The organism is Calditerricola satsumensis (assembly GCF_014646935.1).
In the GTDB taxonomy this organism is placed as follows: Bacteria; Bacillota; Bacilli; order Calditerricolales; family Calditerricolaceae; genus Calditerricola; species Calditerricola satsumensis.
This window is the reverse complement of sequence record NZ_BMOF01000062.1, coordinates 1-11,843: the sequence shown is the minus strand read 5'-3', so window position 1 is coordinate 11,843 and position 11,843 is coordinate 1. Positions and strand designations below refer to the sequence as shown.

The following is an 11,843-nucleotide window of genomic DNA, read 5'->3' as shown; positions in this document are numbered from 1 at the left end:
ACGGTAAGCTGGTAACGGCCTTCGGCCGATTGTTTTCTCAGCATGTGGCCACCTCTGCATGATGGGATAAGAACTCTATTCGACAAAAAAGCGTGTAGACCTTGTACCTCCCGGTACTTTGTCTACACGCTGCAGCGATCCGATACGGATCGCTTTTTTGTTTTCCCGCGCGGTCCCGCCGGACCGGAGGAAAGGAACGAAGGGCTTTCTCACATCTTCCGGTATTTGTTCACAAGCGCAACCGCTTGCTGCCTCTTTTTTGAAAGAGGTGGGTAAGTTACCATCGATGATGGGGAGAAAACGAGGGGGGAAGACGATGATCCGCGAATTGACGACGGAAGAGGAATGGATCGCCGCTTTTCCGGTCATGAAGGAATTGCGCACCCATCTGGATCTGGAAACCTACTTGTCCCTGCTGTCGGAGATGCGGGCACAGGGTTACCAGCTGTTCGCCCTGGAGAAGGAGGGCCGGTTCGTCGCCTTGGCGGGTGCGGCGGTGATGACCAACTTTTACAACGGCCGGTATCTTTTCCTCTTTGACTTGGTGACGCGGGAGGAAGAGCGCTCCAAGGGGTACGGCGCCGAACTGCTCCGCCATGTCGAAGCCTTCGCCCGGGACAACGGCTGCCAGCTGGTGGAGCTGACCTCGGGTGTTCAGCGGAAGGATGCGCACCGCTTCTATGAGGAGAAGATGGGATATTCGAGAACCAGTTGGGTTTTCCGGAAAGCGCTTCACGGTGAGCCGAACAAAGGGGAATGATTTTCGGAAGAAAGAGAAAACCGGAGAAAGTTCTTCGGTCGATGACAAAGGACCGGGATGGACCGATTTTCGCCGAGCGACTCGCCTCTGCGCCGGAGCGAAGGGGGAAGATCGCGTCCCGCCCCCTTGGATGCAGGGTTTGTCAGCAGTCTCGGGCGGGTAGAAAGACCGCCCCAGGCTGTTGACCCTTCTTTGTCAACAGCCTCACCCAACCACACATGGTTGGGCTTGTTTATTGGTGTTTTCCACTACGGCAGGGACTCACACGCCACCCCATCTTTATCCGGATCCAACCGATGTGGGTCTTTCTCTGGTCCTCCTGCCGCTTCAAAGAAGGCCTGCGCTTCCTTTTGGGTTTTAAAGTCCGAACAGTCCCGATCAGGACCAAAGGGATCAAAGGGACCGTTATAACCCGTGGTTTTCGGTTTCGGCACTGATCCGTTCAATTTCCCCTTACACCACTTCTCTACCACATACCCTTCATCCGTAGCGTATCCCGGACATTGCTAGATACCAATCTTCTTCTCCTGTGCAATGTCCTCCGCTTTTCTGAATTCATCCAAATGCCGGCGGGAGTTCGTATATGTACCCAACCCTAGCCAAACCCTTTTTCAGCAAAGCTTCTTGAACGTTTTTTCCGTCAGCATAGACATAAGCCAGCACCCGACCGTATTTGTCCCGCTTCTCCACGTCATACTCCAAGGTGATCCGGTTTGCATTCTCCAGCATCTTTCGGGTGAATTCGCTGGCCTCTTTCCCCAGCGGCTGTTCCCCCAATTCGGGATGCTTGGTCTCCGGTGTATCGATCAACAGGTACCTAACCGTCTCTACTTTCCCGTCAATCCGGAATTTGCTTGTGTCCCCATCGACATGCTCCACAAACTGAACCTCCTCCGCATCCTTCGGTTCCTTTACAAATATATGTCCTGCTATATGATGCTTGTCCACTTGTTTCGATGAATCAGCATTCTGGTCCACACAACCGGTCAGAACCAGTGCAAACGCCAACATCAACAACATCCATTTCTTCATGCCTTCATTTCCTCTCCGTTTCGCTGTTTTTAAAGTATCTTTCCTAAACAGTTTAAAAACGTTAAAGATATTTACCATTTTTTAACAAACGTAAGTTCCCGTAACGAAACAAAAATTTCGTTACCCTTTCTCCCTAGCCCCGTCCCCTTCCCGTTATAATTAAGACCGTACGCCTCCACTTCGGGTCCGTACGCGTTCAAAAACGGAGATCGGACGTCTTAGGCGGAAAACCGAATCACCATGCGGGAAATGTGGGAGCGGATGGGGTGCTGGTGTCCCCCCCGGTCTTGGGGGCCGAGGGGGTGGAGATGGGCACACGTTTTATCGCCACAAAGGAGTGTGTTCACGCGCACGAGCGGTATAAACAAGCCCTGGTGGAGAGCGCCGAGACCGATACCGTTGTGATCAAGCGCTCGCTCGGTGCTCCGGGGCGCGTGTTGAGGAACGCATGGACAGAAAAAATTCTCGAGCTGGAGCGGCAAGGCGTGGGGTACGAGGAGCTTAAGGACTACATTATCGGGCGGCCAACCGCGCATTCATCCATGAAGGGCGCGTGGACGAGGGCTACGGCTGGGCGGGCCAGGTAATCGGGCTCATCCGCGACATTCCATCGGTTCAGGAACTGATCGAGCGGATGGTGGCCGAGGCGGAAGCGGTGCGCGATCGGCTCAACTGCTTGTGGTAAAAGGGGATACGCGGCGGCAAAACCACTGAAGGCCAGGGATGTGTCCCTGGCCGTCTCCGTTTTCGTGGCCGTCTCAGCGTGCCAACCGGTACAGGGGCATCAGCGTCTGGAAGGTCTCCTCGATGCGGGCAAACAGGGCATCGCCGTCGGTGAGGAGGGGGTCGGTGCGATCAATGGTGATGCCGCACAGCACTTCAGCTTTCTTTACCTCTTTTAACCGACGGATGAGCGTGACGAAGTCCTCGTCGGTCATGTCGGCGTGCGGCGTGCTCTCCGGAACCGTGTGGTCTCGTGACCAGCGGAAATGGGCGGGGATCGCGGCACGGATCTTGTCCAGGTGGCGTTCGAGGTTTTCGGCGAAATGCGGCTTAAGCGGCGACTCCTCGATCAGGGCAAACCAGACGAACAGGTGGGTGGACCACAGGCCCACCTGGAAGTGGGGATCCTTCTTATAGCCGCGCGGATTGGCCGCCCAGGCCACCCATGTGCTGTCGGGCGGGTTGACGGTGCGACGGGCGTGCTTGGCCACATGGGCGAAAAACCGATCCCCGCTCATCGCCGACAGAGCAGGGGCCAGCCGCTGGCCGAGGGCCTCCAGCTTCGGGCGTACCGTTTCCTTGATCGCGCGCATCCGTGCCTCCAAGCCAGGAACGGTCATGGCCTCGAAGTCGGCGGCGGTGAAGCCGGTAAAGGCTGGCACATGAGACACCTCCTCAGCGCATACACTTGCTATCACTATAACACAACCGGCATATACTGGACAAAAAAGCGTCAGTTGCACGGGAAACGGAGGGGACGGATTTCCGGGGGCGGAACGCGGACTGCAGGATGTGACTGGCATCCGGCCATTCCAACGGCAAAGTGAGGGATTCGCATGGACTACTTTCCCTAAAAAAGGCCAAGGCGTGACCATGGAGCAAGTGCTTCGGGCGTTCAAGCGTACCGACGCCGAACGGCGCATTCCCCTACTTCGTCGGGAGATTGACGAGGAGCTGGCCAAATTGCACCACGCGATTATGTGTGAAGACCTGGAAACCATCGAAGCGTGCAAAGAGCGATTGGAGGCGTTGCGGCGAGAAATGTTGCTTCTGGAACTGTAGCGCGTCTCACACCGGTGTCATCGCGGTGGGGCGCGTTTTTTTGTGGATTGCGGCCGCGTGAAAGCGCCTACGGTTCCGTTTTTTCGCGTGCCTTCCATCCCTGTCATCTCGTATAATGAAAAACGGGAACGGACACTGGACAAGTCGAGGAGGGAGACGGGTGGAGATTCGTGTTACCCGTGAAAATCCGACGAAGCTGACGACTGATGCGCTGGTGGTCACGGTGTGTGAAGGCCACGAGGCCCTGCGAGGGTTTGCCCGCATGGTCGACGAGGCGCTGGGGCATCGCATTGCCGAGCTGATGGCGCTCAAGGAGGTACGCGGCAAGTTCGGGGAAGTGACCATCTTGCACAACTGGGGCAAAATCCCGGCTCGCCGCACGATCGTTCTGGGATTGGGGAAAGAGGAAAAGCTCACGCTGGAAAAGATCCGCGATGCCTTTGGCATCGCTGCCCGCAAAGCGCGAGACGTGGGTGTGCACCACTTGACGCTGACCGTCCTGGAGAACCATGACAAAAAGTGGAATCCGGTTGACGTGGTGCAGAGCCTTGTGGAAGGGGTGCTGCTCGGTACATACCGGTATCAAGGCTACAAAACCGGCGAAAAGGAAGAAAAGTTGGCGTTGGAGCGGCTGACCGTCGTTGTCGACGATTCCATATCCGACCGCGCCGCGGCGGTGGCCGTGGAGCGGGGCGAGGTGTTTGCCCGGGCGACCAACTTCGCGCGTGATCTCGTCAACACGCCGGCCAACCGCATGACGCCGACGGTACTGGCCGAAAAGGCGGCGGAGATTGCCCGCCGGCGCAACCTGGAGTTTCGCGTGCTCGAGCGGGACGAGCTGGAGGCCCTCGGCTTCGGCGCCTTCCTCAGCGTGGCCAAGGGCAGCGACGAGCCGCCGAAGCTGATCGTCCTGCAGTACAAGGGGGCGGCGGACAGCAAGGAGATGCTCGGCTTTATCGGCAAGGGGATTACCTTCGATGCCGGCGGCGTGCAGATCAAGCCCGATGAGGGGATGCACGAGATGAAGATGGACATGGCCGGCGCCGCCGCAGTGCTCGGGGCCATGGATGCCATCGGCGCGCTGCAGCCGCATGTCAACGTGGTGGCGGTGATCCCGGCCTGTGAAAACCTTGTTTCCGGGCGCGCCTTCAAGCCGGGGGATGTGATCACCTCCTTCTCCGGGAAGACCATCGAAGTGCGGCACACCGACGCCGAGGGGCGCCTGATCCTCGCCGACGGCATCGCCTACGCCAAGCAGCTCGGCGCGACGAAGCTGGTCGACGTGGCCACGCTGACCGGAGCGGTGATCGTCGCCTTGGGCAAGGCGGCCAGCGGCCTGATGACGAACAACGCCGAGTGGGCCGATGAGGTGAAGAAGGCGGCTGAGATCGCCGGCGAAAAGGTGTGGGAGCTGCCGCTCTTTGACGAATACGAGGAGTACATCGAGAGCGAGGTGGCCGACCTGAAGAACGACGCCGGCCGTCCGGCGGGCACCATCCAGGGTGGGCTGTTCCTGCGCGCTTTTGCCGAGGACACCCCATGGGTGCACCTCGACATCGCCGGCACGGCGGACACCGACAAGGATCGCGGCCACTATCCGGCCGGGGCGACGGGCGTGGCGGTGCGCACGCTCACGCAACTGGCCATTCGCTTCGGCGGGAAGTAACGGGGAGGACGCCGGCGCCGCGCGCGCCGGCTGTCTCGTTCCCGCAGACCGCAAGGAGGAGAGTACGAGATGAAGGTCGGTTTTGTCGGACTCGGGACGATGGGGCTGCCGATGACGAAAAATTTGCTAAAAGCGGGGTTCGAGGTGGTCGTGGTCAGCCGCAGCCGGGGGCCCATCGAGGCGGCGGTGGCGCTGGGGGCCAAGGAAGCGGCCAATCCGGCCGATTTGGCCGCGCAAGTGGACGTCGCGCTGACCTGTTTGCCCATGCCGGAGACGGTGGAAGCGGTGTACCTGGGGGAAAACGGCCTCCTGGCCGGCGCGCGTCCAGGCACGATCCTGGCCGACCATAGCACGGTCAGCCCGGCGCTGAACCGCAAGATCTTCGAGGCGGCTCGGGCCAAGGGCGTGCACTTTCTCGACGCCCCGGTGAGCGGCGGGCCGATGGGCGCCGAGGCGGGGACGCTGACGATCATGTGCGGCGGGGAGCCGGAGGCCTTCGCGAAGGCCAAGCCCGTCTTCGAGGCGATGGGCAAATTTGTGGTCCTCGTCGGCCCGGTGGGCAGCGGCAGCGTGGTCAAGTTGATCAACAACCTGCTCGTCGGTGTGCACACGGCGGCGCTGGCGGAGGCCTTCGTGATGGGGGCCAAGGCGGGCATCGACTCGCGCGTCCTCTACGAGATCCTCAAGCACAGCACCGGCCACAGCTACATGATGGACCGCACCGTTTCTCTCATCCAGGAGCGGGACTTTGCCCAGCGCTTTGCCATCGACCTTTTGTACAAGGACATGCGCATCGCCACGCAATTGGCCGAGGAGCTGGGCGTGCCGCTGCGCCTCGGGCGCGTGGCCGAGGCGATGGTCGGCGAGGCGCAGGCGCAGGGCCACGGCCGGGAAGACGTGGCGGCGATCATCCGCCCGCTCGAAAAAGCGGTCGGCGTGGAGGTGCGCGCGGAGGGCGATGGCGGAAAATAATCGTGCCGCGGGCCGTGCCGGGGCGGCGGCCGATGCGGGAGACGTTCCCGCGAAAACCGCACGCGCGCCCCTGACATGGCGGGATCTGTACCGGGCGCTGGCGGCGTGGGCGCCCGACCTCACCCCCGACGGGTGGTGGGGCATTGCCGATCCGTACGAGCGGGCGTGGGGGACGGTGCTCGTGCAAAACACGGCGTGGACGAATGCCAAGCGGGCCCTGGAGGGGCTGCGCGCGCGCGGCCTCACCGCGCCCGACGCGCTCGAGGTCGCCGACCGCGCCGCGGTGGAGAAGGCCATTCGCCCGGCCGGGTATTACCGGCAGAAAGCCGCTACGCTGCGGCGCCTGGCCGCCTTTTTGCGGCGCACGCCGCTCGAGCAGCCGTGCGACGCGGCATCGGTCGAGGCCTTGCGCCGCGCGCTTTTGGCCATCAAGGGGGTGGGGGAGGAGACGGCCGACACGCTCCTCCTCTACGTCTTTCGGCTGCCGGCGTTCATCGGCGACGCCTACACCCGCCGCCTGGCCGAGCGGCTGTGGGGGCGGCCCTTTGCCTACGGCGAGGTGCGCCGCGCCGTCCTCGCCGAGGGGTTTGCGGTTGACGAATTGGCCTTGTTCCACGCCCTGATCGTGGAGTTTGGGAAAGACGTGTGCCGCAAGAATGCGCCGCGCTGTGCCGGCTGTCCCTTGGCTGCCGCGTGCCAGCTTGCCGGTCGTGTCGGCGCACGGCGGTAGACGGTTCGCGGGAACCCGTCCCCGATCCGTCGATCGGGAATGGGCGAAAGGTGGCTGCTCAGCAGAAAAAGGGCTGTCGACGCGTGGCGTCGGCAGCCCTGTTTGGTAGGCCCAATCACTGCCCCCTCCCGTCCTGAAAGGGTTCTGCTCCCCTAGGTTTTCTTCGCTCCCGACGTCACCCTTCGTGCCAATACCCAGTATTCTGTCATTGAACCCAATAGGCAAGGGAGTGGGCCGATGGCCGTTATTCGGGCAAGGGAACAAGACATCCGGCTGTTGGCCCAGCTCATGCGGGCCGAGGCCGAAGGCGAAGGCGAGCTGGGCATGCTTATGGTCGGCAACGTCGGCGTGAACCGGGTCCGGGCCAATTGTCTGGATTTTCGTGGCATCCGGACCATCCCGCAAATGGTCTTTCAATCGCCGGGCGGGTTTGAAGCGGTGCGCTACTCGTACTTTTACCAGCACCCGCGCGAACACCACATCCGCCTGGCCCGCCGCGTCGTCAACGGCGAGCGGGTTCACCCGGCCACGTTTGCCCTGTGGTTCTTTCGTCCCCCGCAGGCTTGTCCTCCGCAGTGGTTCGGACGGCTCAGCGGGCGATACAAAGCGCATTGCTTTTATCAGCCGGTCTATCGCGACTGCCCCAACGTGTATGGGACCTATTGACGCGCGTGTGCCGGCCGGTTTGTCGGCCAACCAAGGGAGGGTGACCCATGTACCCGTCGTATGTTCCGTCTCCGCTTTTCTGGCCCCAAGGGTATCCCGTCGCGGCGAATGGCCAGCCGCCGGGTCAGCCGGGCGGGCAGCCGCGGCGCCCGATGCCCACCCCCGCGCCGGGAATGCCCCCGCAGCTTCCGCTTGAGGAGTCGTACATTGAAAACATCCTCCGCCTCAACCTCGGCAAGATGGTCACCGTCTATATGACCTTTGAAAACAACGCCGAGTGGAACGCCAAGATCTTTCGCGGGCGGCTGGAGGCGTCGGGGAAGGACCACATCATCATCAGCGACCCGAGGACGGGGAAGCGGTACCTGCTGCTTATGGTTAACGTCGACTGGATCGAGTTTGACGAGCCCTTGCGCTATTTCTATCCGCCGCGCGTGCCCTAAAAGCGCCGGCGTAGAGATGTGGCCAGGCGCGCGGGAAGCGTTTTTCGCACAACAATGCCCGGAATCGCTGGCGATGGCCAGCCGATCCGGGCATTTTGCGTGGAGTGGGCGTTTGCTTGTTTACCGGCGGCTTTGCAGCGCGCGAACGAGCGAGCGGACGAGGGGGTTTTTGAGCAGTTCGGCAAGGGCGGGCAGCTGTTTGGTCAGTTCGCTGCTTGCCAGCGGAGCGGAAGGCGGGCGGGAGGCTTCCGGGGCGGACGACCGGCGCAGGCCGAAGCGCGGTGGACGGGTGCCGGGGGGAGCGGTGAGCTCACGGCGGCGGCGCGGCGGAACGACGTAATAGCGAATCTCGTCGACGCGTTCCAGAAGATGGTTCATCTGCCCGAGCTGTTCTTCGATGCGGGCCATCCGCTCGCGGGTTTCGGTGACCGCGAGAAAGAGCTCGCGCAGGGATGCCGTGGGGTGGCCCGGTCCGCTGCGAGCGCGCGTGGCCCGTTTTCGCGCGGTAGGCAAGGCAACCTCCTCCTTCGGTGTGGATTGGCGAAGGGTAGGGTACGCTACAGTTTATGGACGGCAGGGGCAAGGGGCGTGCGCGGCGCGGGGAAACGGGCCATCGCCTGAGGGGAGCGGCCGCAGAGGCAAACTTGTGCTATACTGTTGCGTGGAAAGGGCGTGTTTTCGCTACGGATTCCGTCGAAAGATTACGGAAAAGGGGTATGCGTATGGACCTGCGGCAGTTCAAGGAAAGCATCTACGAGCTGATCGTGGAGACGTCGACGAACCTGCCCGCCGACGTGCGCCGGGCCATCCTGCGCGCCAAGGCACGCGAGGACGCCGGGACGCGCGCGGCCCTGGCCTTGGCCACCATCGTGGACAACATCCGCATGGCCGAGGAAAACGTCTCGCCCATCTGCCAGGACACCGGGATGCCCACCTTTGAGATCAAGTGTCCGGTGGGGGCCAACCAGATCGAGATGAAGAAGGCCATCCGCGAGGCGGTGGCGGAGGCGACGAAGAACGGCAAGCTGCGCCCCAATTCCGTCGACCCGATCACCGGCAAGAACACGGGCGACAACCTGGGACCGGGGATGCCGGTCATCCACTTTGAACAGTGGGAGCACGACGACATCGAGGTGCGCCTCCTGCTCAAGGGCGGCGGCTGCGAGAACAAGAACATCCAGTACAGCCTGCCCTGTGAGCTGCCCGGGCTGGGGCGGGCCAATCGCGACCTCGACGGGGTGCGCAAGTGCATCTTGCATGCCGTCTACCAGGCCCAAGGGCAGGGGTGCAGCGCCGGGTTCATTGGCGTGTGCATCGGCGGCGACCGCACCACCGGCTACCAGGCGGCCAAGGAGCAGCTGTTCCGACCCGTCGATGACGTCAATCCCGATCCGCAGCTGCGCGAGCTGGAAGCGTACATCATGGAGCACGCCAACAAGCTGGGCATCGGGACGATGGGCTTTGGGGGCCAGACCACGCTTCTCGGGTGCAAGATCACCAAGCTGAACCGCCTGCCGGCCAGCTTCTTCGTGTCGGTGGCCTACAACTGCTGGGCCTTCCGCCGCATGGGCGTGGTCATCGATGCGCAGACGGGGAAGATCAAGCGCTGGCTGTACCGCGACGAACCCGTGCCGATGCCCAAGGGCCAGGAAGACCTGGCCGCCGCGGGCGGAAGCGGAACCCGCACCGTCGTGCTCACCACGCCGCTTACGGAGGAGCAGGTCCGCGACCTGCGCGTCGGCGACGTGGTCATCCTGAACGGGCTCGTCTACACCGGCCGTGACGCGCTCCACAAGTACCTCGTCGACCACGACAGCCCGGTGGACCTGCGCGGAGGCGTCATCTACCACTGCGGCCCGGTGATGGTGAAGGACGAGGCGGGCAACTGGCAGGTGAAAGCGGCCGGTCCGACGACGAGCATCCGCGAAGAGCCCTACCAGGCCGACATCATCCGCAAGTTTGGCATCCGCGCCGTGATCGGCAAGGGCGGGATGGGCAAGAAAACCCTCGAAGCCCTCAAGGAATGCGGCGCGGTGTACCTGAACGCCATTGGCGGCGCGGCGCAGTACTACGCCGACTGTGTTGAGGCGGTGGAAGGGGTTTACTTCCTCGAGGAGTTTGGCATCCCCGAGGCGATGTGGCTCCTGCGCGTCAAGAACTTTGCCGCCGTGGTGACAATGGACGCCCACGGCAACAGCCTCCACGAGGACGTCGAAAAGTCGTCCTTCGAGAAATTGGCCGAACTGGCCGCGCCGGTGTTCAAGTGAGGCGTTGGTGGCACTTGGGGCGCGCCCGGCACGGCTCGGCCGGGCGCGCGGCAATCGAAAGGAGGAACCCGCATGGCCTTTCGCAATCCCCCCGACGAGGTCCGCCGTCGGCTGCTGGAAGAGGCGAAAACCATCGCGGTGGTGGGCCTATCCGACAACCCGGAGCGGACGAGCCACCAGGTGGCCGCGGCGCTCCAGGCGGCGGGCTACCGCATCATTCCCGTCAACCCGAACGTGACGGAAGTGCTGGGCGAGAAGGCGGTCGCGTCCCTGACCGAGATCGACGAACCCGTGGACATCGTCGACGTTTTCCGGCGCAGCGAGCACACCGTGCCCGTGGCCGAGGAGGCGGTGAAGATTGGCGCCAAGGCCTTGTGGCTGCAAGAGGGCGTCTACAACGAGGAGGCGGCGCGCATTGCCCAGGAGGGCGGCCTTGTCGTGGTGATGGACCGGTGCATCAAGGTGGACCACGCCCTCCTCGTAAAGGGGCGCAAGGGGTGAAGCGCGCATGGCGGCGCGGGAGAGGAATGCGGCCTTCGGGCTCCGGCAGGTGACCGGGGCCTTTTTTGCGCCGGACGCGATGGGGGCCCGCGGGGCGGGGGAGGGCCTCCCCGGTGACGGTGGTCGCGACGGCTCCATGGCCGACATGTGGTGGGACGCCCATGTGCACCTCGATCGCTATGCCGATCCGGAGGCGGTGCTCGCGCGGGCGTGGGCGGCCGGCGTGGGCTTTGTTCTGGCCGTGGCCACCGATGCCGCCTCCTGCCGCCGCCTGCTCGCCATCAAGCGGCGCTTTTCCGGCCGCGTTGGCATCGCCTTCGGGCTGCACCCCGAGCGGACGAGCTGGAACCGCGACGAGGTGGACGCCGTGCTCGCGCTCCTGGAGGCCCACGCGGGCGAGGTGGACGCCGTGGGAGAGGTCGGGTTTCCCCACTACGCCCTGCCGGAGGCCGAGCGCGATCGCCTGCCGCATGAGGCCATCGAGGTGCTGGACGCCTTTCTCGATGCCGCCGCGCGGCTGGACAAGCCGGTGCTCCTGCATGCCGTCTACCACGGCGCACCCGTTGCCCTCGAGCGCCTTCGCCGCGCCGGCGTGGCGCGGGCCCATTTCCATTGGCTCAAGGCGGCGCCCGACGTCCTGAAGCGCATCCTGGCCGAAGGGCATTTCGTTTCCGTCACGCCCGACGTGCTGATGCGATCGCGCGACCAGGAGCTGGCGCGCCGCGTGCCCCTTACGCAGCTCCTCCTCGAGACCGACGGACCGTGGCCCTTCGACGGTCCCTTTTGCGGGCGGCCGGCCGAACCGGCATGGATTCCGCGCGTTGGGGCGGCCGTTGCCGCGCTGAAGGGGATCGATGGGGCGGTGCTGCGGCGAGCGGTGTGGGAGAACGGCAGGCGGCTGTTGAACGGCTCCCTTTGACCCACCCTTTTGACCCTTATGCGACCGTTTTTGACGAATTTCGAGCCTTTTTCGTTGTCCGAATCCCTTGTATTCGGTGCACTTTCACCTTCACAAAACTGT

14 protein-coding genes and 1 pseudogene are annotated in these 11,843 nt (G+C 63.2%); 11 read left to right on the top strand and 4 right to left on the bottom strand.

Features of this window, described 5'->3' with window-relative positions; genetic code table 11:
- Nucleotides 1–316: 316 nt before the first annotated feature.
- Nucleotides 317–760 carry a GNAT family N-acetyltransferase gene (locus IEX61_RS11125; protein WP_054670724.1) on the top strand — a complete coding sequence of 148 codons (444 nt, stop codon included), beginning with the start codon at nucleotides 317–319 and terminating at the stop codon, nucleotides 758–760.
- A gap of 248 nt (nucleotides 761–1,008) precedes the next feature.
- Here IEX61_RS11125 and IEX61_RS12830 read toward each other — a convergent pair whose 3' ends face one another.
- Together IEX61_RS12830 and IEX61_RS11115 are read right to left on the bottom strand one after the other, a co-directional pair.
- Nucleotides 1,009–1,194, bottom strand: a complete 186-nt coding sequence (locus IEX61_RS12830; RefSeq protein WP_218185365.1) for an excalibur calcium-binding domain-containing protein — start codon at nucleotides 1,192–1,194, stop codon at nucleotides 1,009–1,011.
- Between the two features lie 121 nt (nucleotides 1,195–1,315).
- On the bottom strand, nucleotides 1,316–1,792 hold the full coding sequence (locus IEX61_RS11115) for a thermonuclease family protein (protein ID WP_054670721.1): 477 nt from the start codon (nucleotides 1,790–1,792) through the stop codon (nucleotides 1,316–1,318).
- A gap of 284 nt (nucleotides 1,793–2,076) precedes the next feature.
- Here IEX61_RS11115 and IEX61_RS11110 point away from each other — a divergent pair.
- Nucleotides 2,077–2,477, top strand: a pseudogene (locus IEX61_RS11110) (NAD(P)H-dependent flavin oxidoreductase); the annotation flags it as partial.
- Between the two features lie 73 nt (nucleotides 2,478–2,550).
- On the opposite strand, the gene IEX61_RS11105 reads toward IEX61_RS11110, so the two are convergent.
- Entirely contained in the window at nucleotides 2,551–3,177 is a 627-nt protein-coding gene (locus tag IEX61_RS11105) for a YktB family protein (RefSeq protein WP_229725851.1), read from the bottom strand.
- A gap of 211 nt (nucleotides 3,178–3,388) precedes the next feature.
- Between IEX61_RS11105 and IEX61_RS11100 the strand changes: the two genes are divergently transcribed.
- The 6 genes from IEX61_RS11100 to gerQ all read left to right on the top strand — a co-directional run bounded on the left by IEX61_RS11100 (nucleotide 3,389) and on the right by gerQ (nucleotide 8,054).
- Nucleotides 3,389–3,577 (top strand): YkzI domain-containing protein, encoded by a 189-nt coding sequence (locus IEX61_RS11100; RefSeq protein WP_054670718.1) that lies wholly within the window; start codon nucleotides 3,389–3,391, stop codon nucleotides 3,575–3,577.
- Between the two features lie 160 nt (nucleotides 3,578–3,737).
- Complete coding sequence (locus tag IEX61_RS11095; RefSeq protein ID WP_188818090.1) at nucleotides 3,738–5,243, top strand: leucyl aminopeptidase; 1,506 nt, start codon at nucleotides 3,738–3,740, stop codon at nucleotides 5,241–5,243.
- Between the two features lie 30 nt (nucleotides 5,244–5,273).
- Nucleotides 5,274–6,215 (top strand): NAD(P)-dependent oxidoreductase, encoded by a 942-nt coding sequence (locus IEX61_RS11090; RefSeq protein WP_488193084.1) that lies wholly within the window; start codon nucleotides 5,274–5,276, stop codon nucleotides 6,213–6,215.
- Complete coding sequence (locus tag IEX61_RS11085; protein ID WP_188818086.1) at nucleotides 6,202–6,945, top strand: endonuclease III domain-containing protein; 744 nt, start codon at nucleotides 6,202–6,204, stop codon at nucleotides 6,943–6,945. The genes IEX61_RS11090 and IEX61_RS11085 overlap by 14 nt, the downstream gene beginning before the upstream one ends.
- A gap of 237 nt (nucleotides 6,946–7,182) precedes the next feature.
- Entirely contained in the window at nucleotides 7,183–7,611 is a 429-nt protein-coding gene (locus tag IEX61_RS11080; RefSeq protein WP_054673540.1) for a cell wall hydrolase, read from the top strand.
- Between the two features lie 47 nt (nucleotides 7,612–7,658).
- Nucleotides 7,659–8,054 (top strand): spore coat protein GerQ, encoded by a 396-nt coding sequence (gerQ, locus tag IEX61_RS11075; RefSeq protein ID WP_188818084.1) that lies wholly within the window; start codon nucleotides 7,659–7,661, stop codon nucleotides 8,052–8,054.
- A gap of 120 nt (nucleotides 8,055–8,174) precedes the next feature.
- Here gerQ and IEX61_RS11070 read toward each other — a convergent pair whose 3' ends face one another.
- Complete coding sequence (locus IEX61_RS11070; RefSeq protein ID WP_054673453.1) at nucleotides 8,175–8,567, bottom strand: hypothetical protein; 393 nt, start codon at nucleotides 8,565–8,567, stop codon at nucleotides 8,175–8,177.
- Between the two features lie 209 nt (nucleotides 8,568–8,776).
- Here IEX61_RS11070 and IEX61_RS11065 point away from each other — a divergent pair, with 209 nt between their 5' ends.
- The 3 genes from IEX61_RS11065 (at nucleotide 8,777) to IEX61_RS11055 (ending at nucleotide 11,741) form a co-directional block, all read left to right on the top strand.
- Nucleotides 8,777–10,321 carry a fumarate hydratase gene (locus IEX61_RS11065; protein ID WP_373288451.1) on the top strand — a complete coding sequence of 515 codons (1,545 nt, stop codon included), beginning with the start codon at nucleotides 8,777–8,779 and terminating at the stop codon, nucleotides 10,319–10,321.
- Nucleotides 10,322–10,393: 72 nt separating this feature from the next.
- Nucleotides 10,394–10,822, top strand: coding sequence for a CoA-binding protein (locus IEX61_RS11060; protein ID WP_054672990.1), 429 nt, complete (start codon nucleotides 10,394–10,396; stop codon nucleotides 10,820–10,822).
- Nucleotides 10,823–10,829: 7 nt separating this feature from the next.
- On the top strand, nucleotides 10,830–11,741 hold the full coding sequence (locus IEX61_RS11055; RefSeq protein WP_188818082.1) for a TatD family hydrolase: 912 nt from the start codon (nucleotides 10,830–10,832) through the stop codon (nucleotides 11,739–11,741).
- Nucleotides 11,742–11,843 lie beyond the last annotated feature (102 nt).